The organism is Streptomyces sp. CHD11, from assembly GCF_018638295.1.
In the GTDB taxonomy this organism is placed as follows: domain Bacteria; phylum Actinomycetota; class Actinomycetes; order Streptomycetales; family Streptomycetaceae; genus Streptomyces.
The window spans coordinates 59,837-79,584 of record NZ_JABTTS010000013.1 but is presented as its reverse complement, the minus strand read 5'-3'; the positions used below and the strand labels follow the sequence as shown (position 1 = coordinate 79,584).

Annotated in this window: 23 protein-coding genes; 17 read left to right on the top strand and 6 right to left on the bottom strand. The window is 69.8% G+C overall.

Going from position 1 to position 19,748, the window contains the following annotated elements; all coding sequences use genetic code 11:
• Positions 1-46 precede the first annotated feature (46 nt).
• The 6 genes from HTV45_RS16280 to HTV45_RS16255 form a co-directional block, all read right to left on the bottom strand.
• Positions 47-400 carry an SH3 domain-containing protein gene (locus HTV45_RS16280; protein WP_251692177.1) on the bottom strand — a complete coding sequence of 118 codons (354 nt, stop codon included), beginning with the start codon at positions 398-400 and terminating at the stop codon, positions 47-49.
• A gap of 147 nt (positions 401-547) precedes the next feature.
• Entirely contained in the window at positions 548-1,291 is a 744-nt protein-coding gene (locus tag HTV45_RS16275; RefSeq protein ID WP_215206496.1) for a hypothetical protein, read from the bottom strand.
• A 23-nt stretch (positions 1,292-1,314) separates the two neighbouring features.
• Positions 1,315-1,998, bottom strand: a complete 684-nt coding sequence (locus HTV45_RS16270; RefSeq protein WP_308309680.1) for a hypothetical protein — start codon at positions 1,996-1,998, stop codon at positions 1,315-1,317.
• Positions 1,999-2,016: 18 nt separating this feature from the next.
• Positions 2,017-2,502 (bottom strand): type II toxin-antitoxin system RelE/ParE family toxin, encoded by a 486-nt coding sequence (locus HTV45_RS16265; RefSeq protein WP_215206495.1) that lies wholly within the window; start codon positions 2,500-2,502, stop codon positions 2,017-2,019.
• The gene (locus tag HTV45_RS16260; RefSeq protein WP_215206574.1) at positions 2,499-3,041 is read right to left on the bottom strand and encodes a DUF4913 domain-containing protein; all 543 of its coding nucleotides are present in this window, start codon (positions 3,039-3,041) and stop codon (positions 2,499-2,501) included. Before HTV45_RS16260 ends, HTV45_RS16265 begins: the two co-directional genes overlap by 4 nt.
• Positions 3,042-3,292: 251 nt before the next feature.
• Positions 3,293-4,048, bottom strand: coding sequence for a site-specific DNA-methyltransferase (locus HTV45_RS16255; protein WP_215206494.1), 756 nt, complete (start codon positions 4,046-4,048; stop codon positions 3,293-3,295).
• A 518-nt stretch (positions 4,049-4,566) separates the two neighbouring features.
• On the opposite strand from HTV45_RS16255, the gene HTV45_RS16250 reads away from it, so the two are divergent.
• From HTV45_RS16250 to HTV45_RS34300, 17 genes are all read left to right on the top strand, one after another.
• Positions 4,567-5,700, top strand: a complete 1,134-nt coding sequence (locus tag HTV45_RS16250) for a C40 family peptidase (RefSeq protein ID WP_215206493.1) — start codon at positions 4,567-4,569, stop codon at positions 5,698-5,700.
• Positions 5,701-5,874: 174 nt separating this feature from the next.
• On the top strand, positions 5,875-6,240 hold the full coding sequence (locus tag HTV45_RS16245; RefSeq protein WP_215206492.1) for a hypothetical protein: 366 nt from the start codon (positions 5,875-5,877) through the stop codon (positions 6,238-6,240).
• Positions 6,241-6,454: 214 nt separating this feature from the next.
• Positions 6,455-6,769 (top strand): DUF6112 family protein, encoded by a 315-nt coding sequence (locus HTV45_RS16240; RefSeq protein ID WP_215206491.1) that lies wholly within the window; start codon positions 6,455-6,457, stop codon positions 6,767-6,769.
• Complete coding sequence (locus HTV45_RS16235; protein ID WP_215206490.1) at positions 6,769-7,461, top strand: hypothetical protein; 693 nt, start codon at positions 6,769-6,771, stop codon at positions 7,459-7,461. Before HTV45_RS16240 ends, HTV45_RS16235 begins: the two co-directional genes overlap by 1 nt.
• A 35-nt stretch (positions 7,462-7,496) precedes the next feature.
• Positions 7,497-8,888: an ATP-binding protein gene (locus HTV45_RS16230; protein ID WP_215206489.1), complete on the top strand. Its 1,392-nt coding sequence runs from the start codon at positions 7,497-7,499 to the stop codon at positions 8,886-8,888.
• 78 nt (positions 8,889-8,966) lie between these two features.
• Positions 8,967-10,439 carry an SCO6880 family protein gene (locus HTV45_RS16225; protein ID WP_215206488.1) on the top strand — a complete coding sequence of 491 codons (1,473 nt, stop codon included), beginning with the start codon at positions 8,967-8,969 and terminating at the stop codon, positions 10,437-10,439.
• Positions 10,440-10,535: 96 nt separating this feature from the next.
• Positions 10,536-10,997 (top strand): DUF6238 family protein, encoded by a 462-nt coding sequence (locus tag HTV45_RS16220; RefSeq protein ID WP_215206487.1) that lies wholly within the window; start codon positions 10,536-10,538, stop codon positions 10,995-10,997.
• Positions 10,998-11,025: 28 nt separating this feature from the next.
• Positions 11,026-12,540 (top strand): VirB4 family type IV secretion system protein, encoded by a 1,515-nt coding sequence (locus tag HTV45_RS16215; RefSeq protein WP_215206486.1) that lies wholly within the window; start codon positions 11,026-11,028, stop codon positions 12,538-12,540.
• 665 nt (positions 12,541-13,205) lie between these two features.
• The gene (locus HTV45_RS16210) at positions 13,206-13,631 is read left to right on the top strand and encodes a hypothetical protein (RefSeq protein ID WP_215206485.1); all 426 of its coding nucleotides are present in this window, start codon (positions 13,206-13,208) and stop codon (positions 13,629-13,631) included.
• A gap of 203 nt (positions 13,632-13,834) precedes the next feature.
• Positions 13,835-14,464 (top strand): hypothetical protein, encoded by a 630-nt coding sequence (locus HTV45_RS34305; RefSeq protein ID WP_308309678.1) that lies wholly within the window; start codon positions 13,835-13,837, stop codon positions 14,462-14,464.
• A 328-nt stretch (positions 14,465-14,792) separates the two neighbouring features.
• Positions 14,793-15,716 carry a hypothetical protein gene (locus HTV45_RS16200; RefSeq protein WP_215206484.1) on the top strand — a complete coding sequence of 308 codons (924 nt, stop codon included), beginning with the start codon at positions 14,793-14,795 and terminating at the stop codon, positions 15,714-15,716.
• Between the two features lie 29 nt (positions 15,717-15,745).
• Positions 15,746-16,519, top strand: a complete 774-nt coding sequence (locus HTV45_RS16195) for a hypothetical protein (protein WP_215206483.1) — start codon at positions 15,746-15,748, stop codon at positions 16,517-16,519.
• A gap of 23 nt (positions 16,520-16,542) precedes the next feature.
• Positions 16,543-17,610 (top strand): hypothetical protein, encoded by a 1,068-nt coding sequence (locus HTV45_RS16190; RefSeq protein WP_215206482.1) that lies wholly within the window; start codon positions 16,543-16,545, stop codon positions 17,608-17,610.
• 44 nt (positions 17,611-17,654) lie between these two features.
• Positions 17,655-17,990, top strand: a complete 336-nt coding sequence (locus HTV45_RS16185; protein WP_308309675.1) for a hypothetical protein — start codon at positions 17,655-17,657, stop codon at positions 17,988-17,990.
• Complete coding sequence (locus tag HTV45_RS35040; RefSeq protein WP_308309674.1) at positions 17,987-18,247, top strand: hypothetical protein; 261 nt, start codon at positions 17,987-17,989, stop codon at positions 18,245-18,247. The genes HTV45_RS16185 and HTV45_RS35040 overlap by 4 nt, the downstream gene beginning before the upstream one ends.
• A gap of 43 nt (positions 18,248-18,290) precedes the next feature.
• A complete protein-coding gene (locus HTV45_RS16180) occupies positions 18,291-19,034 on the top strand; it encodes a glycosyltransferase family 2 protein (RefSeq protein WP_215206572.1) in 744 nt (247 codons plus the stop codon).
• Positions 19,027-19,719, top strand: a complete 693-nt coding sequence (locus HTV45_RS34300) for a hypothetical protein (protein ID WP_251692176.1) — start codon at positions 19,027-19,029, stop codon at positions 19,717-19,719. Before HTV45_RS16180 ends, HTV45_RS34300 begins: the two co-directional genes overlap by 8 nt.
• The last annotated feature ends 29 nt before the right edge of the window (positions 19,720-19,748 follow it).

Below are 19,748 nucleotides of genomic sequence, written 5' to 3'. Positions count from 1 at the left end.
TACTCGGTGCCCGCGCCGCTTCGCGGGACGTGCTGGATCCGGTCAGTCAGTCCAGGCACATTCGGACGTCGCGGTAGACGTACGTGCCGGAGACCCAGCCCTTGACGCTGGTCGTCTTGTCCGTGATGTAGAGCCAGTTGCCGCTCTTCTTGGCCACGCTGAACTTGTGGTTCTTGTAGAGCACACCGAGCGCGGTGGACTTCGAGCTGGCCTTGGACCGGATGATCACGGCCTTGGCGTGCACCTCGTACGGGAGCGGCGGCAGGTTGTGGCAGCTCACGGCAGGGGTGGCGGTTGCTGCGGTGGGTACGGTCGCGGCGCTGGCAGTCGTGGCGGACAGCACCGGCAGCGCGAGCGCACCGAGCATCGCTGCGGATATGGCAATTCGGGTGGAACGCATGCGGAAGAAACCTCCGTGAAGGCACGGGGAATGCAGGGAAGGGGCCGCGGGAGTTGTCCCGGCGGCTGTATAAGAGTCCGGAGAATCGCCGGTTTGGCTAACCGGCGATCGTCGGCTATGTTGCGCCGCCCGACTCAGGCTGAGCGCTCAGCGTGAACGGCCTGGCGGGCGCGGAGCAGGAACTTTCGCCACGCTGGCCGGGTGGCTGGCGGTGGCTGCCGGGCGGACCGGCGGGAGAGGGGCGGCCTCGCCGGTGAGGCGGTCGTTGCACCACTGCAGGGCCTCATCGGCCTTGTCGAAGCCGCCCTCGCGCAGGGTGTGCGTCCACCTCTCGGTATCGACCTCCTCGACCACCACGCGGAACGGTCCAGGGGCTTGCTCGTCCCGGGCACGCAGAACCACGACGATGACCATGTCGTCCGGGTCGTCGCTGGTGTAGGAGTAGCCCATGGCGTAGTGGTCGCCGTCACCGACGAGGCGTCGCTCCAGTGCTCGCGTGGCCTCGTCCGCCGGAGGCGGTCCCGATTCGGCGTCGAGTCCGATGGCGTCGTGCGGGCAGCCGCGATGGATGAGCCAGGACTGCGCCATCGCGGGCAGCGGCAGCGGTGTCTGCTCGAAGCTGAATGTCTGCTTCTCGTAGTCCCGTTGCAGATGCACGGCGAGTATCTGGGGCATGCCGGGGTGTCCCCAGGTGGCGGTGCGGTCGAACAGCACGTAGTAGCTGTTCGGGCCGCCGTGATGTTCGGCGAGGGGGACGAGCATGTCCTCGTGGACAGCGACCTTGCGGTAGAAGTCGAGGTACCTCTCCTCGTCGGAGTCGAGGCCGTCCAATTCGAAGTCGACGTGGAGGATGGACTTCCGGACCGGCGCCGGTTCGGTGGGGGACAACAAGAGCCTTTCGGGATCGGTGGAGTTCAGCGCCGCTTCGCGGGAGTGGACGGCGAGGCGCCGGGGCGAGCCGGGCTCTTCGGCGCGTGCGTCGTTGAAGTCCGGCGGGTGTCGAGCAGTGCGGCTCGTCCGGCGTCGGTGAGGGAGACGGGCTGGCCGGCGTGTACCGGGTGGCTGGTGTCCCGGACGATCAGGCCGGCGCGTTGCAGTTTCTGCATCTGGGGGTAGGGGATGCAGGTGCCGGAGGAGGCGGTCACGGATGCTCTGCCGGTCAGGAGGTGTTCGTGGAGCTTGGCACCGCCGACGATGGCAAGCAGTGCCGCCCGGTCATCGGTCGAAAGCGGTGGTCCGTCGGGCCTCGACGCTGAGGCGGCGGCCTCGATGGGCTCCAGGGCGGCGAGCACCTTTTGGGTGGCGGCGTCGCGCGCGTCGGTGGCTACCTCCAGTTGGTCCACGGTGCGGTCGATGCGTACGAAGAGGGCGCCGTCGACAGGGAACTCGCCGCTCATGAGCCGGTTGAGCAGCTTGAGGTGGAAGGTGACGCCGATCTGGGCGTTGGCCAGCGTGCGGTGCCGGTCAACCAGCTGGGCGTGTGGTTCGTCGAGGGCGCCGCGGTCGCGGTAGGCCCACAGGGCGTCGATGTCGTGGCCGGTGATGGTCGAGCTGCGTGACCGCACGCCGGGCGGGTGTCGGCGCGGGTTGAGGGACATGGGCGACGCTCCGTGCGTTCAGCGGGTGGGATGGTGCGCGGGGTTGAGTGCGGGACGGGGCAGACCCGGCAGTGCAGCAGGCGGCGGACCAGGCCGGAGTACGGGAGTGCGGGTGGTCAGCTGCGGGGAACGCGAGCGGGCCGCATGCGTCCGAGCGCTCAGCGGCCGGCGGGTCATCCCCAGGCGGCGGCCGACTTCGTCGTAAACATCGTTGCCCGCACGCGGCCGGACCGCGACGACGTGGATTTCCTTGGGGTGGGCGGATTCCGCAGGCGCCGGACGGACGCCGTAAATGACGCGCCAGTCCTTGCGGCGGTCCACGAACAGCTTCCGGAATCCCTCCAGGTCGCCATCGAGGCGCTGTCCGAAGCGTTGCGCGTTCACCACTTCCTGCAGGTAGGCGAGGGTGAGGTCGCGGATATCGCTGGGGGCCTGGAGGAGATCGGTCAGCGCGCGAGGGTCGAAGCTCAGTCCGAAGGCGGACTGTCCCGCTCCCGCGGTCATGACGTCGGCTCGTCCGGCTCGGTGGCTTCCTCTGTGGCCGCGGTCTCGGTGCGCACGGACGGCGGCGGGCCGGGCAGGAGACGGTGCGCGGGCCGGTCGAGGGAGGTCATGCAGGCCGACAGCGGTCCGCCCGGAGCACGGATCGCGGCGACGGCATGGGTGAGGAAGTCCCGGTGCCACACGAACAGCCCGGAGAGCCCGGCTTCGGGGTCTTTGTGCTGCTGGTAGGCGAGCCATAGGGCGTGGAGCCAGGCCACGACGTCGTCGTGTTCCTGCCACTGCAGGCACCAGGGCGCCGCGGTGGTGACCTCTGCCCCGTAGACCGGGAGGAAAAAGTCGTCGACCCAGTCCGAGAGGGCGTCGAGTTCGTCTTCCCGTTCCTCCCCGTCAAGTTCCAGGATCGGGCGGGGTTCCGGCGGAGCGGCGACTGGAGGGCCGCCGAGTCCCGGCATGCCGAACGCGGCGAACGGTGACCCGCTCGGCGCCGGCGCGGATGCGAGGTGGTCGAGCTGCTGAGCCTGTTGCGCCGACTGCTCCATGAGCCGCCGCACGCTCGCCTCGATTCCCTCCAACTGCGGATCCGGAATGCGAACCGGCTCCAACTCCCCATCTTCAGAGGGCTTTGCAGTTTCGGACATTGAAAGTTCGGCCTCCTACGAGACACGGGATAAAAGAAGGGCGGAAGCGTCGTTGCACGGACCGGACAGCGAAATCGCACGTCCGCTCCGGTGGTGCTCCGCCAGCGGCTATGCAGGGAGCCGGTTGTGTTGGCGGCAGGAGAGGACCCGGATCAGACGGCGAGAACCACGTCGTCCTGCGTGAGGGTTGCGCGGATCGTCTCGGTGAGCCGGTCGGCCGCGATCGACGCGTAGTGCTCGGTCTTCTCCACGCCGATGAAGCCCCGGCCTTCCAGCAGGGCGGCGACGCCCGTGGAGCCGGAGCCGGCGCAGAAGTCGAGGACCGTGCCGCCTTCGGGGCTGATCTTGACCAGCTCGCGCATCACCTCGACCGGCTTCTGCGTGATGTGTCGGCGCTTCGCACCCGAGGGCTGCGAAGCCGAGTACATACCCGGCAGGTAGACCGGGTTCCGGGAGCCGTCGATCGGCCCCTTGGACGCCCAGACGATGAATTCGCAGTTCTGGGTGAACCGGCCCTTCTGGGGCCTGGCCTGCGGCTTGTGCCAGGCCAGCACTCCGCGCCACAGCCATCCGGCGGCCTGGATGGCGTCCGTCGTCGTGGGGAGTTGGCGCCAGTCGGTGAACAGCAGCGCGGTCCCGCCGGTCTTCGTCAGCCGGTGGGTCTCAGTCATGATCTGCGTGAGCCAGAACGAGTAGGACCGCTGGTCCATGTTCTCGCCGGTGAAGTCGGCAAGGTCGTTCTTGGCATCGGCGGAGGTGTACTTCTGCTTCGCCGAGCGCGTGGTGCGCTCCTTCGCGGTCCGGCCACCGCTGTTGTACGGCGGGTCGGTGATGACGGAGTCGACGCAGCCGTCCGGGAGACCGGAGAGAACGGCCAGAGCGTCGCCCTGATGCAGGGAAAAAGGCAAAGAGGAACCCCAATTCGGGTGCGGAAACGCGGATGGAGACCCCGCCTCGCACAGGAGTCCTCACGGGCAGGAAATGGGCATGCAGAAGCCCATGGCCACAGGCGGAGGAAGGCGAGGGGGGAGTCCAAAAACTGTAGAGCCGAATCCGCCGACGACCAAGAAGTGCCGTGCTGAGGTGCCGGTTTCCGGCACCTCACGCCGAACTTTTTGGTCAACCGCCGATCCGCGCCTACTGTTTTTGAACCGCCCGGCGCACACCGCCGCTGGCTACTCCCCTGCCACACCTCACGGAGGTACCCCCCTGCCCCGGCACACTTAGCTCACGGCACGGCCACACACGGAGCGAGCGGCAACTCGCCCACACCGGCCCGCCTCCGATCGCCCACCCCGGCCGCCGCGTCCTTCCACCACGCCTCGCGCACGCGCCCAGCCGGACACCGCACTCTCAAGGAGCCGTTCATGACGTCTCGCTACCCACCCATGCCCGAAACTGCTGACCGGCGAGCGGTCCGCTCAGGTTGAAGGGTCTCGCCGCCGGCATCGGCGTTGTCTTCCTCTCCCCGCTCCTGATCGTCGGCATGGGCATGATGCTGGCCTCCTCCGCCGATGCCGTGCAGAGCAGCGGCTCCTTCAGCGGCTGCCTGACCGATATCGACAGCGACAAGGTCGCCGAGCAGGTAACCAAGATCCTCGACGGCGCCTCCGGCAAAGACGTGCACGTCGAGGGCTTGGACCTGCCCGCCGAGCAGGTCCCGAATGCCCAGACGATCGTGGCCGCCGGCCTCTCCCTCGACGTCCCTAAGAAGGGACAGATCATCGCGCTCGCCACGGCGATGCAGGAGAGCCGACTACGCAACCTCAACTACGGCGACCGCGACTCCCTCGGACTCTTCCAGCAGCGTCCCTCCCAGGGCTGGGGCAGCGCCCAGCAGATCCATGATCCGGTCTACGCCTCCGAGCAGTTCTACAAGCACTTGCTCAAGGTGGACGGCTGGCAGCAGATGACTGTCACCCAGGCTGCCCAAGCCGTGCAGAAGTCCGGTTTCCCGGACGCGTATGCGCAGTGGGAAAGCCTGGCCACCGCGCTGCAGAGCGCCATCGCCAAGACCTTCCCCGGCGCCGGCGATGACGCGGACGACAAGGACGCGCACCAGGGCGAGAAGCCCTCGACCAGCACGACCGGCTGTGCGCCGGGCCAGGATGGGTCAGGCTTCGGCCGCATCCCCGAAGGGAGCGTCCCCAAGGGCTACTCGATCCCCAAGGACGCCGACCCGAAGGCCCGAAAGGCCATCGAGTGGGCGATGCACCAACTCGGCACGCTCTACCAGTGGGGCGGATCCTGCACGAACGCGCACGGCCCCGACCCCATGGGCCGCTGCGACTGCTCCAGCCTGATGCAGCAGGCGTACGCCCATGTCGGCATCACGCTCACCCGCACCACGTACACGCAGGTCAACGAAGGCAAGGCGGTCTCGCCCGCTCGCCTCAAGCCCGGCGACCTGATCTTCAGCCGCGGTACCGCCGCCCGGCCCGAGCACGTCGGCATGTACATGGGCGAGGGCCTCGTGATCGAGGCACCGCGCACCACCAAACCGGTCCGGATCACCCCGATCAAGGACTGGGACATTCTCGCCGCCCGCCGCGTCCTCTGACCCCAGTCAGCCCGCAGGCCAGCGAGCCGCCGTCGCCAGGACCTCGCCATTGGACTGCCCGATAGCCGGGCTCGGAGGCCAACCCCCTCCGCGCTCGCCGTCTCGCCCGGCGAACCGCCCAGCGGGACGAGTCGAACGGCCCACTCTCTATCTCCCAACCCCCGGAGCGTCCACGTGACAATCCCCTCCCGCGTCCGGCGCGCCCTCACGGCCAGCTCGATCGGCCTCGCAGTTGCCGCCGGTGGCCTGGCCAGCGCCTCCACAGCCCAGGCGTACGACACCGGCCACACGACGATCTCGTGCAAGGCGGTCAAAGTCCACAAGGATCCTTCCAAGAAGTCCGCCGTCGTGGGCATCGCCTACCGGCACGACAAGGTCGCCTACAACCAGTTCGCGTACAAGCGCGCAGAGAAGACCTGGTACACCCGTGGCGCGGTGACCCGGAAGTCCGACGGTAAGAAGATCCGCGGATACATGATCTACGACTGCGCCAACCCGTACGCGTCGAACTCGGCACCGGAGCCGCCGATTCCGAAGTAGCGCACCCCGACAGCCCTCCCTAACCCCGAGCAGAAAAGGCGGCTTCGAAGCCGCGCCCCGGCCCGAGGACTGGACTCTCCCCGCCTCTGCCCGACGCAGGTCCGGGTAAGCCGCCGCCGCGGCCACTTTCGCGCCCCGAGCGCACGTCCCCCTCCGCTTCACTTTTCCCGCCGGCCCTCACCTGGCCCGCGTATGCAAGGAGCCCGCCACACCTATGTCCGTCCCTCTTGCAGACCGCGTCATACAGCTCGCCTACGACCCAGGAATCTCGCCTCAGGGTGGCGGGTTGCCTGGCCTCGCCGTGCTGAAGAACGTGGTCAACAGCATCAACATGTTCGGGATCATCGCCGTCGTCGGCGCCCTCGCCGTCTCGCTCGGCGTATGGGCCTGGGGCCACCACACCGGTGGACACCAAGCCGAGGCCAACGGGAAGAAGGGCGCCGTCGTCGCCGCCGGCGCAGCCCTCGGTCTGGGTGCCGCGAACGGCATCGTGGCCTTCTTCTCCGACCTGGGATCACAGGTCCACTGATGCGGAAACGCTTCCCCTCCTCTTCGCTGTCCTCGTACGGCGCGGGCTGGTCTGCCAACCGGCGCATCGCGGTCGTCGCTGCCGCCGTCGCCGGCCTGCTCGCCCTCGCCGGGATCGTCGCCCTGCTGACCGGCGGCGGCAACGACCACCAAGCCCCGGACAGTGCCGCGCCCGCCCCGACTGGCAGCCCGTCCTCCTCCGAGGCCGCCCCCAAGCCTTCCTCCGGATCCGGATCGGTGCCCAAGCCTCCACAGATCTCCGAACCGGTCGCATACGCCAAGGCGGCAGCCCAGATGCTCTGGTCCTATGACACCCGCTACACCAGCCGTGACCAGCAACTCGCCGGCATGCGCGCCTGGATGACCACCGAGACCAAGTACGCCGACTGGGCCTCGGTCTCTGGCCAGGTCCCCGACCCGGTGCTGTGGTCGCGCCTGGCCGACCAGGACCAGCACGCCACCGCTCACGTCACCGAGGGCCACTACCCCGGCGCGTTCAAGCAGGCGCTGGCCGACGACCCGTCTGCGATCACCGAGGCGTACATCTACGTCGTCACCATCAACGGCACGCAGCAGATCGCCTGGAAGAACGGCGGCGCAGGGGCCGAGGAACGCGCCGTGACCCTCGCCGTCCAGTGCCGCCCCAGCCACGACTGCTCCCTGGCCGCCATCGCTCCGAGCGTCACCCAGTGACCCGCGCCTGACACGAGAAAGGAGGAGAACTCCCCGTGGGTTTCTGCGATCTGCCTCTGGCAGGCAAGTTGTGCGCCGTCGGCGACGCGGTGGATTTCGCCTCGGACCCTGGCAAGGCCATCGGTGACTGGATGGCGAAGTCGGCAGGTGAGCTGGCAGCCGCATCGGCTGACCTGGCCGCTGAGGCGGTCGACACCACCACCAGGGTCGACTTGAACGCCGGGTGGTTCCGCGACAACTACGAGATGCTTCTGCCGCTGGGCCTGGTCCTGCTGGTCGCCACCTTCTGTGCGCAACTGGTACGGGCAGCCGTCAGACGGGACGGACAAGCCCTCACTCAAGCCTTTACCGGCACTATGAGCGGCGTCCTGTTCGCCTTCTGCGCCATCTCCCTGACCACGGTCGCCATCGAAGTGGTCGACGCGGTCTCCGACGGCCTGCTCCAGGCCGCGAAGCTGGACATCGCCTCGGCCGTACGCCGCATCGTGAAGGTCAACCAGATCCCCGGTCTGGCCGGCCTCGGCTGGCTCGTCGCGGTCGTTGCCGGTCTGGGCGCCGCCGTCGGTGCCGTCCTGTACTGGTGCGTGATGATGGTCCGCAAGGTTGGCATCCTCGTCATGGTCACCCTCGCGGTCTTCGCCTCCGCCGGCGGCGGCTGGGAGGTCGCTCGCCGGTGGCGCAGGGGCTGGATCGAAGCCACCGCCACCCTCGTGGTTAGCAAGCTCCTGATGACCGTGATCTTCGTCCTCGGCATCGCTGCCATGGGCAAGACCGAGGCCAAGGACGGCGTCGCCGCGCTCGCCGACGTCATGTCCGGCATCGTGATCATGGTCCTGGTGCTGTTGTGTCCGTACGCCGTCTTCAAGTTCGTGCACTGGGCAGCCGACGGCACCGACGGCGAGTCCATCCACCGGGCTGGCGGCGCCGGAGCGCAGATCGCGAAGGCCCACGCCGAGAAGGCCGCCCGCAAGGCCGCCGCAGCCGCGGCCACCGCCGGAACCGGTGGCGCTGCCGCCGGAGCGGGTGGCGCTGCCGCCGGAGCGGATGCTGCACCGCAAGGCCCCGACGGCGGCGGATTCCCCGGCGACGTCGCCGCCGACCCGACCGGCGGAGGCACCGAGGGCAAGGACGGTTCGCAGGGCAGCGGAACGGGCGGTTCACCCGGCGGCGATGCTGCCAAGTCCGGCCTGGAGAAGGCCGTCCAGCCCGCGCCGACCAGCGTGTCCGACAACACCAGCGGCCAGGTGGGAGGCAGCCCGGGACCAGGTGGATCCGGCGCGCATCCCGCGTCCGGCCAGGGTGGCGGGTGGCAGACCACTCCGCCGACGACGACACCGCCTCCGCAGGGCGCACCCCCATCCTCCGATTCACAGAACGCCGCGTCGAGCAGGTCGGCTCCGCCGCCGCCGCCTCCGACCGGCCTCTGACTCCTGCCCGACTCCCGGGGGCGGGACGTGCACACCACCTCCCGCCCTCGGACTCCCCGCGCCCCCAGGACCCGCCCCATGTCTGATCTCTCCGTCGCCCCGGTCACGGTGAAGTTCCCGCACCGCAGTCGCCGCGGCATCCTCCTCGGTCTCTCCCTGCCCCAGCTCGTCCTCGTCTCCTGCACGCTGGCCCTGCTGCTGATGACGGTGATCTCCACCGGACTGCTCGGCGCCCTCGCCCTGGCACCGCTGTGGGCAGCATCCGGCGCGCTCGTCGCCATCCGTCGGCACGGGCGTTCCCTCATCGACTGGGCACCGATCGTCACCCGGTACGCGCACCGCCGCCGCACCGGCCAGACTCTCTGGCTCGCCCGGCCCGTCACCAGGCCCCGGCAGGACGGCGTCCTCCACCTTCCCGGCACCGTCGCCTCCCTGAAGGTGGTCACCCCCGGTGATTCCGCCAACGGAGCCGCAGCCGTCCACGACCCGCACCAGCAGACCCTGACCGCCATCGCCCGCGTCACCAGCCGTGCCTTCGCCCTCCTCGACCCCGCCACCCAGAACCACAACGTGAGCAGCTGGGGGCGCGCGCTGGCAGGTATCGCCCGCACCGGACACATCGCCACCGTGCAGGTACTGGAACGCACTGTCCCCGACAGTGGTGACACCCTCACCCGCCACTGGACCCAGAACGGGCAACCCCAGACTCCCGTCGCCGGACAGATCTACTCCGAACTGGTCGCCTCGGCCGGTCCCGCCGCCGCCCCGCATGAGACCTACCTCGCCATCTCCCTCGACCTCAAGGCCGCCCGGCGCCTCATCAACCAAGCCGGCGGAGGGCTGCCCGGGGCGTTCACCGTCATGCAGCAGACCACCACGTCCATCGCCCAGGCCGCCCGCAGCGCCGGCCTGATGGTCACCGGATGGCTGAGCGCGCGGGAGATCGCCGCCGTCATCCGCACCGCCTACGACCCGAAGGCGCTCGCCGCGCTCCAGCAGTGGTCCGAGACCGGCCGTGCCGAGGCCGACCCCGCAGCCGCCGGTCCCGTCGTGCAGTTCGAGGAGTACGACCGCCTCGCCACCGACAGCGCGCGGCACGTGACGTACTGGGTGGAGAACTGGCCGAGGACCGAGATGGGGGCAGGGTTCCTGCACGGGCTGATGTTCACGGCCGGCGTGCGTCGCAGCCTCTCCCTCGTCTACGTACCCCAAGGGCTCGAGTCCGCACTGCGGGACGTCCAGCGCAAGAAGGCCGCGATCATCGCCGACGCCAACGAGCGCGCCCGCCGCGGGCAGGTCGACTCCGAAGAGGATTCCGTCGAGTACGCCGACGTCAAGACTCGCGAACGCCAGCTCATCGCCGGGCATGCGGACGTGGCCTTGACCGGCCTGGTCACCGTCACCGCCGAGACCGACGCCCTCCTGGACGCCGCCTGCGCACAGATCGAGACCCACGCCGTCACCTCCGGAGTCGATCTCCGCAGGCTCAACTACCAGCAGCCGGACGCCTTCGCTCTCTCCGCGCTCCCGCTCGCCCGCACCGCCCTGTGAACCAGCGCCCGTACACGCCCTGACCCACTGCAATCCGGATCACCCACGACGGGACGCCCCTCACCACCCTGCCTACCGGCAGGAAGGACCACCACCTTGACCTCCTCCACGCGCCCCGACGACGCGCACCCCTACCTCCGCGCCTCGAGCGCCGGCATCCGCCACCACGCCCGAGCCCTGGCGCCGTCGGACGCAGACCCGCCTAGACCCGTGGACCGTCTGCACCTCGACGTACTGCACGCCCACCTCACCGCTCTGCTCCAGCTTCTGGACCGGCTCGCCGACCACACCCGGCCCCCGCACCCAGCCGCCGGACGTCACCTGGCCACCGCCCACACCAGGCTCTGGCAGGCCACCACCGAAGTCCACGCCGCCTTCCACCTGCTGCCCGGCACGACCGAGGCCACTGCCAGGACCAGCGCCTGCCATCCGGAACGGCTTCCCGATGGCCCGCCCGTGCTGACGATCTGCCAACGCCACCTCGCCGCCGGACACGTCGTCCGCCGCAAGACCACCCCCACCGACCTCCGCCCGCACACCACGACCTGCGTGCGATGAGCACCACCCGCAGAATTGAGGGCCCCCGATGAGCCACCGGCCCGCCCGTCGCGCCCGCCGCGCGTCCGCCAGCCCGCTGTTCACCCCCCACGGCACCGACCGCGCCAGCCGCAAGGCCGCCCGCCGCCAGCTCGCCGAGGCCGCCGCCAAAGCCCGCGCGGAAGCCAGTGCCCACCAGAGCGAAAGCACCCGCTCTGAGCAGCAGATGCCCGCCTCGCTCTACCCACCGAGCGGGCGCCCTGGGCCCGCCTCCGCCCGCGGGAACCGGCTGAAACTTCCCGCCCACCGCATGACCACCGCCGTCGCGGCCGGCGCCTATCCCTTCCTCGCCGAAGGCGGACTCGGCGCCGAGGGCATCTACATCGGTCGCGACGTCCACGCCGAGGCGTCATTCGTCTTCGACCCGTTCGCGCTGTACGGCAAGGTCGAGGGGTTCACCAACCCGAACCTGCTTCTCGCCGGCGTGATCGGCCAGGGCAAGAGCGCGCTGGCCAAGTCCTTCGCGCTGCGGTCAGTCGCCTTCGGATACCGCGTCTACGTACCGTGCGACCCGAAGGGCGAGTGGACTCCGGTGGCCGAAGCCCTCGGCGGCCGGTCCGTCGCCCTCAGTCCCGGACTGCCCGGACGCCTGAACCCCCTGGACGCAGCCCCGCGCCCACAGAGCGTGGCCGAGGCCGACTGGGTCGGCGAAATCCGCAAGCGGCGCCTGCTTCTGCTCGGCTCCCTGGCCCGGACCGTCCTGGGCCGGGACTTGATGCCCATGGAGCACACCGCCCTGGACGTCGCCCTCGACACCGTCGTCACCCGCGCCGCCGACACACACCGCACCCCGCTCCTCGGCGACATCGCCGCCACCCTCAACAACCCTCACGCCCTCGACGAGGCTGCCGGGATGATGTCGGGCCAGCTCGGTGACGCCGCCCGCGACCTGGCCCACGCCATGCGGCGCCTGGTCCACGGCGACCTGGCCGGCATGTTCGACGCCCCCTCCACCGTGAGCTTCGACCCGAGCGCGCCGATGCTCACCATCGACCTGTCCCGCCTCGGCGGCTCCGGGGACGACACCGCCCTCGTTCTCGCGATGGCCTGCGCGAGCGCCTGGATGGAATCCGCCCTCTCCGATCCTGGCGGCGGCCGACGCTGGATCGTGTACGACGAGGCATGGCGCCTGATGCGGCACGTCGGCCTCCTCCAGCGGATGCAGTCCCAGTGGAAGCTAAGCCGCGGCCTCGGCATCGCCAACCTCATGGTGATCCACCGGCTGTCCGACCTGCTCACCGCCGGCGACGCCGGATCAAAAGGCCGCGCCCTGGCCGAGGGCCTCCTGGCGGACTGCTCCACCCGGATCATCTACCGCCAGGAGACCGACCAGCTCCACGCCGCGGCCTCCCTACTCGGCCTGACCTCCGTTGAGATGGACGCCATCGCCCACCTCAACCGCGGCCGGGGCCTGTGGAAGGTCGCCGGACGATCCTTCATCGTGCAGCACCTCCTGCACAGCCACGAACTGGCGCTCTTCGACACCGACGCCCGCATGCACTGAGTACGACCCCGAGTTCGCGCCGCCCGGCCGGGCCGTGACCCGAGAGGTCATCGAGCATGCAGCCACGGCACTGGCCGAGATGGCTTCGGTGTGGGAGGAGCGTGACCTTCCGTGAGCTTCACCTCCGACCCCGTTCTCCGGAAGATCGCACTGGAGGCCGCCGAGCAGGTCACCACCGACATCGGCCGTATCCACCGAGACGAGCTTCTCAAAGCGCTCTGCGAGCGGCTTGCTCCGCGTAAGGAACTGCTCGGCCTGGTTATCAAGAAGGCCGGCCAGGCCCTGATGCGAGACCTCGGGGAACGCCACAATCCACGCCGTCACCGCACCACCGATGGGCTGTACTACCCCAAGAGCATCATGAAGCTCGGCAACGGCATCTGGGTGGGGCCGAATCTCCTCGCGAAACTTCGTCCGAACCGCCACGGCAGAAGCACACAAGCAGGAGCACGTCAGCAGCCGAAGCGACGCCTACCGGGAGAACCCCCACTGCAAGCGGCTCTCCACGCTCGAAAAGTCCGTCTCCGGCTACCGACAGAGCTCCTTCGAGAACCTCGACCTCGACTCCGACACTGCGTGAATCGGCCTGGCCTTCCGCACACGGGCCCACCCGGCCTTGCCCTCCCCGTGGCAATCACCTTCAACTCTCCGGACCACTAACCCTGATGAATACCTCCGCCACCCAGCCTTCCGCTGCACCCGGTTCCCAGATGGTGCGCCAAGCCCTCGGTAAGGCACCGTCAGAACTCAGGTTCCTCCACGAGGGCACCGAGCTGGTGCTGGCTGTCCTCGTAGGCAGAGCCGCACGTCACCTGGACGACGTGCACCGACAATTCACCGATGCCGCCCAGCAGGCAGCCACCACTCTGACGCGCGCCGTCGCCGGCACGACATCGATCAACTCCCTGGGCGTCCTGCAGCACTCCGCCACTCAGATCGACATCCTCGCCGCACGTCGAGCTGATGCAGTCGACCGCCTCGGGGAAGCCATCAACGCCTACCGCCAGGTAACGGCGGACAAGCCCACCGCCACCCCCCACCCACATGCCACGCCCGCACCGTCCACAGCTGCTCGCCGCACTCGCCGGTGACCGGACGCCCACAGCCCGCCACTGCCGCATCAAGGGGCGCCATCTGCCCTTCACCACGACGGCAACAGCCACCTGCACGCGAAAGCCGAGCACATGCGACACAGCTGACGGCGTGCCGCTGGCCAAGGAGCCGACCGAGCACTAGAACCTGATGCCGACCGCACCGACCCCGGTCAGCTTGGCGCGACCGCGGACGTGTCCCTGTGCCACGGCTTCGCGGGCCTGGCACTCATCACGCAACTCGCTGCCGCCGACGCCATCATCCCCGCACCCGCCCGAAGGGCTTCCGCATCACCCCACGCGACCCAGACTTCGACCTGTACGACAACGTCGGCCGCGACGCCGACCAGATCCACGCCGCCCGTTACAACCTCGCCACCCGCAGCGACCTGAAACGGTGGGCACGGCGCGACGCAGAGCCTTTCCGTAAGGCGCATCCGCTGCCCGACCAGCCCTGGCCCACCCCCGACCTCACCCCGTACCTGGATGCCCTCGCCGCGGCCCAGACGCCGGCGGAAATCGAAGCGGTCACCGACCACGTCCTGGATGCCGCCGAGCCCGCGCTACGCGCCGTGAGTGACTACCTCGTCGCCGCCGCCCGGTGGCGGCGCGAGAACCGTGATGCTGCCAAGGGTTCCCCCTCGAGCCTGCTGATGACAGCGGCTAGCCGGGCGCTGTCGGTCCTGGCGATCGTCGACGAAGCCGGCCTGAGCAGGCTGCGTGCTGGCTACGACCCGGCCCCCACCCCCACCGCGCCGGCAAGTGCTGAGCCTGGGGCTGCCGTGGGGCTGCCGCCCGCTCCTCCGGCCCCCGGCAATGCGCCCCGCCGATAGCCCTTCAACGGGCAGCCCCGTGCCGCTCGCCGCACGCGAACCCGATCCCGGACGGCCTTCAACGTCCACCCCCACCCGTCCACACACGGAGTCCTCTTGGAACGCCCCCCTCATGTGAAAGCCGCCAAATGGGCCGAAGACCAGCACCGCCGAGCCGAACTCGACGACCTCATGGCGCAGCTCGCCGACCGTGAAGTGCAGATGGAAGACGACCTGATCGCAGCCCGCGACGAGTACGAACTCGACTGCAGTCGGGACCCGAAGCCGGAAGCCGACCTAGCTTGCCAGCCAGCTCGGCCACACCGATCGGCGTCCCGCGGGAGAAGCCGTGGACGCTGACAAGGCACACGCCGCGGACGCGTGCGCTGCTCCGCTCGCGCCGCTTCCCGACCACCGCAACGTGAACACGCCGTGGTGGCAGGAGCTGTGGCATCGTCACGCGCACATCACGACGCCGCTGCGAGCGCGCGGCCTGGTGTGCGACATCGAGTTCGGGCTCAGCGCCTACGTGGTGCGCGTTGCGCTCCCCGACGACAGCTACCTGGTCATCAGTCCGCCGCAGGAACCGTCTTCCGAGCGCCCGCCCGGAGATGCCGAGGGCTGGATCGTGACCCGTGAGCACCCCGACGACCAGACGCTGTTCGAGGTCCTTTACGACTCGGCCCCCTCTGAGGGCACCGGTACGCGCCAGCGTCCAGAAGCCCGCTACGGCGGCAGCGCGCCGCCCCTGATCGAGGCGATCGACCAGCGCCTTACCCAGCTCGGGCTGCTCCCACACCCCGTCCTGCCCCAGGAAAGCTCTCACGTGCACCCCGCTCGAACGACGCCCCAGCCCCACACCCGGGATGTCCCCGGCCCGCCTGACCGTGCCACCGTCTATGTCTACGGCGACGCGCTGCGCGCTCTGACCGACCGGCTCAACGGAGCCGAGTCCCACGCGGATGCCGCTGCCCTGTTGCACCAGGTTCTGGACCCGGTCAATGGCCTGCTGGCGCAGCTTGGCGAGTTCTTCGAAGCAGCCGGGGAGAAGGCCAAGGAAGCTGAGGAGGATGACGGCTTCGACCTGTCCTACGACCTCGTCGATGCCGCCGCGGAGATCCGTAACCTCGGTGAGGTTCTGCACGTGACCGAGGACCGGATGCGGGCCCTCACCCCGCTCGCGCCCGCGCCGCGGCTGTCCTCCGCCCCGGCCCGTACGCCGTCCCTTCCGCCGCAAGCCCTCCCGACAGCACCACCACGGCACACACGCTGACGCGTAGCCCTTCCGCCCTCCAGGAACACATGCCCTCACCCCGCACCGACCTGTCCGCCTTCGCTGCCAGTCTCGCCGACCGTCTGCCGGGCCTTTGGACCAGTGACTATCAGCGCCACGCGCAGTATGCGGGCCAGTTCCCCCGAACCGAGCAGCTCTGGGACGCCGGTCACGTCGAGTACATCGTCAGCCAGTACGTCCTCACCCACGACGCCGTGCTCCACGGGCCGTCCTGCCAGCGGCTGTACGTGACCGACCGGCCCCGCTACCCGCACCAGTTCGTCGTCGCGCCACTCGTCCCCGCCGGCACGCACATCAAGCCCCACCACTTCGGCACAGCCGAGGAACCCAACGGCATAGCCGTTCCCCGGGATCCCGCTTGTGCGGCGTCGCGAGTCGCCCGGCGGGTGCTGCCCCGCTACGAGCGCGCCCTGCAGCAAGTGCTCACGAACGCAGCCAACCAGCCAGAACCTCCGTACCGGCCCGGCCCGCCGCAGGTCGAGCAGGTCCTCACCCTGACCCTGTACAGCGACGGAGCCCTCGGCGCACCGTACGAGAGCGTGCCGGTGGATGCCCGCATGACGCTGTACGCCCACGGTTTCCAGTACCACCCGCACCAAGCGGCGTTCCTCCTTCCCACCGCGTACGGGGACAGCGGTCGCGCACTGCGCGTCCACGGCGTGGTCCAGCAGCTCACGGCCAAGGGCATCGGCGTCAACCTCCGCCACTCGGCGCCCAGCACGAGCTCGGCCCTTCCGCCGGCATCAGCGAAGGCCGCGTCCACGGCCAGCCGTACGCGCTGATCCCCCTTTCGCCCAGCAGATCCTTGGAGCCCTCCATCCGCACCTCCCGCCGTTCCCTGCCACTGTTCACCGGCGCCGTCTGCCTCACCCTGGCCCTCACCGGCTGCGCCGGCGAAGACGCCCCCGACCAGGCCCGTAAGACGCCCAGCGCCGATACTGCCGCGAAGCCCGTGCCCGCTCTCAGCGCCGCCCAGGCCCGCGACGTCATCACCCACTATTCGAAGATCAACAACGACGCGAACGCCGACCGGAACCGGCGCCTGCTCAACACGGTCGAGGACGGCCCGCTGTACGCCATGTCTGTCTCGGACTACACCGAGACCGAAGGGCTCCCCGCCAAGGACCGCGAGCCGTACAAGGCGTGGTCCTACGACGTAGCGAACGCCAAGCTGTACATCCCCCGCCTGGCCGACGGGCAGGAACGCTGGTTCGCCGCCGCCCTCTCCAGCGAGAAGGGCAAGGCCCCCTCGCGTCTGGCCGTGTTCGCCGAACGGCCCCGGCACAAGCGCTGGGAGATGGTCTCGGTCGTCGACCTGGACAGCCAGAAGCTGCCCGATGTCGCCCTGGACCGCGAGGGATACGCGACGGCCGTCGCGGCCAACGGCAACAAGCATCTGGCGGCCGACGCCGACCTGCTGCGTGCCGCCGTGCTGGACAACTTCGCCACCGGAGGAACGAACACCGGGACGAAGGTGTTCGCGCCGACCAAGGCCAGCAAGCGGCAGGTCAAGGTCCACAGCGATGCCGCAACCCGTTTCGGTGACAACGGAACCAGCGTCTTCGACGGAGCCGACAACCGCTTCACGGACGCCTACGCCCTCAAGACTGCAGACGGCGGCGCGCTGATCCTCTTCTCCCACACGCACACCCAGACCGACGCCGTCGCGCACTCCGGGTTGCAGCTCAACCCCGGCATGGGTGACCGGGCCTGGTTGCACGACGTGCCCCGCATGTCCATCCGGTACACATTCGTGTGCAACGACGCCGCCACCGTCCCCGCGAAGGCCGAGCCCTCCCGCCTGATCGGCTACACCTGCGCCCGCACCGACGCCTCCGGCCCCCCGGTCCCCTCCTGGTCACACCGCGCGTAACCGCACCGGCCCGCCACTTCGACGGCCGCCGAACACCCCCGCCCATGCTCGCTCCGGAGAACTCCCTGTTCACACACTCCTTCATCGCCCGCCCCACCGCCGGCACGGGGTACAGCGGCATCCACGTCCAGCTCGACGGCGTGCCCAGCCACCACCTCCCACTCCTCCTAGCCGCCTACCAGTACAAGTTCGCACGCGACGTCGAGGCCATGGCCCAGCACCTCATCGACGGCATCGCCGTCGGCTGGGACGAACTCGGCACCGTTCTCCTCGACGACGCCCCACCCACGCTCGTGGCCGCGCTGACCGACGGCGACCACTGGCCCAGCCGAACCCTCGATCACCTGATCACTCCGGACGGCTCGCCCCCGTGCGCATGACGGTCACCGACACCACCGCCGGCGAACTGGGCATGCCGTGGGACTACATCCTGCATCCGCAGGGCATCGAAGTGATCAGCATGGCCCACACCGGCACGGGCCCCCTCGTCGCCTGGGACACCGACCCCAGTACCCCCTTCAGCGACCACCCGGCGCACTGGCCTGCCATCACCACACGCCGGACGCCCACCACGCACACGCCGCTGCCCGCTGCCGGAGCAGCGCCGCCCGGACTCCGCACGGCTGTCCGCCGCTGACCCTCACCGCCCCACATTGCCGGAGACTCCCCTGCCCGCTCCCCTGATTACGGTCGTCATCGCCACCCGCCTGTGCGACGACCGCCTCGACTACCTGACCGCCATGCACGCCAGCCTCACCCGGCAGTCCGTGCCGTGGGAGGCCGTGATCGCGCTCGACGGCACCACACCCGAGCGCCTGCCGGCCCCGCTCGCGCAGGACTCCCGCATCCGCACACTGCCGCTGCCCCGGCCGGTCGGCGCCGCCTGCGCCAGGAACCTGGCCCTCACACACGTGCGCACCCCCTACGTCAACTGGGCCGACGATGACGACCAGTTCACCGACGACGCCATGTCCGTACGGCTGAACACCCTGGAATCCACCGGGGTCGGCTGGTGCGCGGGCTGGAGCGAGGACCAGCACCCCGACGGCTCGACCACCCTGTGGCGCTGCCCCACCCCGCCCGGCCGGCACGAGGCCGGCGACGTGTGGACCTATTGGAAGTCGCCGGCGGACACGATCCCCATCGGGCCGACCACGATCCTCGCCCGCACTGACCTCGTGCGTGCCGCGCCGATGGGCGGTCTCGTCCAGGGCGAGGACTACTGCACGGCCCTCGGCGTCACCACGCTCGCTCCCGGAATCCTGCTGCCCCTCCCCGTGTACAGATACCGCAAGCACCCCGGGCAGTTGACAGCCCAGAACGGGTACGACCAGCTGGAGGCGGCGGCCCGGGAGCACGCCTGGGCGTACGGACGCAGCCTGCGCGCCGTCCTGCGCCGTAGCGAGGACCTGGCCCGTGGCTGAGGCCCAAATCATCCTGTCGCACAGCCGGGAGTCGGGGATCGTCGCCATCGCCTCGGGCGAGCAGTACCCGTGGGCGCACACCGCCCTCGCGGAGAGTGGTTTCCAGCGGGCCGACGACGGGGTCTGGCATTTGCCCGCGGACGGCACCCAGACCACCGTGGTCGATCTGGTCACCTGCGCGAAGCGGCACCGCGTCAGCGTGCACACGAGCAGCCGCCGGTTCATCGGCGACGCCGCCCGTGACCTCGCGCGCCTGCTGCCCGGCCAGTGGCACGCCTCGGTCGAGGTCTATGCGCACCCTGCCTGGCAGGGAGATCTGGTCCTGTGGATCTGGGACAGCGGCGAACTCGGCCGCGCCGTCCAGAGCGAGCGGATCTCCTACGCCGCGGTCCTCACCGACGCGGCGCAGGGCACCACGCTGTTGTTCATCGAGCGGCCCGGCCGGCAACTCGACTACCTGGCAGGCGCCTTCTCGCCGGAAGGGCTCGAAGGGGGCTACGGCGATCCCCACGCTCCGCGCAGCATCGTCCTGCCGCCGTTTCCCGGGCGGGCTGCCCAGGCCCTCACCGACCGGTACCTTCCCGCCTACGAGCAGGCCGTCCATGCCCGCCAGACGGCGGCCATCGCCGCCGTGCTCGGGGACATCCGCTGCGAGCACGACACCTGGCAGGCCATGAACGCCTAGCGGCCGCTACAGCGACGCCACCCCGCTGA

What these genes read in the sequence shown, in the direction of transcription:
- HTV45_RS16240 (WP_215206491.1), top strand. Translation starts at nt 6,455, where the DNA reads ATGTCCGTCCCTCTTGCAGACCGCGTCATACAGCTCGCCTACGACCCA.
- HTV45_RS35040 (WP_308309674.1), top strand. Translation starts at nt 17,987, where the DNA reads ATGACGGTCACCGACACCACCGCCGGCGAACTGGGCATGCCGTGGGAC.
- HTV45_RS16280 (WP_251692177.1), bottom strand. Translation starts at nt 400, where the DNA reads ATGCGTTCCACCCGAATTGCCATATCCGCAGCGATGCTCGGTGCGCTC.
- HTV45_RS16265 (WP_215206495.1), bottom strand. Translation starts at nt 2,502, where the DNA reads ATGACCGCGGGAGCGGGACAGTCCGCCTTCGGACTGAGCTTCGACCCT.
- HTV45_RS16235 (WP_215206490.1), top strand. Translation starts at nt 6,769, where the DNA reads ATGCGGAAACGCTTCCCCTCCTCTTCGCTGTCCTCGTACGGCGCGGGC.
- HTV45_RS16270 (WP_308309680.1), bottom strand. Translation starts at nt 1,998, where the DNA reads ATGTCCCTCAACCCGCGCCGACACCCGCCCGGCGTGCGGTCACGCAGC.
- HTV45_RS16195 (WP_215206483.1), top strand. Translation starts at nt 15,746, where the DNA reads ATGCCCTCACCCCGCACCGACCTGTCCGCCTTCGCTGCCAGTCTCGCC.
- HTV45_RS16185 (WP_308309675.1), top strand. Translation starts at nt 17,655, where the DNA reads ATGCTCGCTCCGGAGAACTCCCTGTTCACACACTCCTTCATCGCCCGC.
- HTV45_RS16210 (WP_215206485.1), top strand. Translation starts at nt 13,206, where the DNA reads ATGAATACCTCCGCCACCCAGCCTTCCGCTGCACCCGGTTCCCAGATG.
- HTV45_RS16215 (WP_215206486.1), top strand. Translation starts at nt 11,026, where the DNA reads ATGAGCCACCGGCCCGCCCGTCGCGCCCGCCGCGCGTCCGCCAGCCCG.
- HTV45_RS16225 (WP_215206488.1), top strand. Translation starts at nt 8,967, where the DNA reads ATGTCTGATCTCTCCGTCGCCCCGGTCACGGTGAAGTTCCCGCACCGC.
- HTV45_RS16260 (WP_215206574.1), bottom strand. Translation starts at nt 3,041, where the DNA reads ATGGAGCAGTCGGCGCAACAGGCTCAGCAGCTCGACCACCTCGCATCC.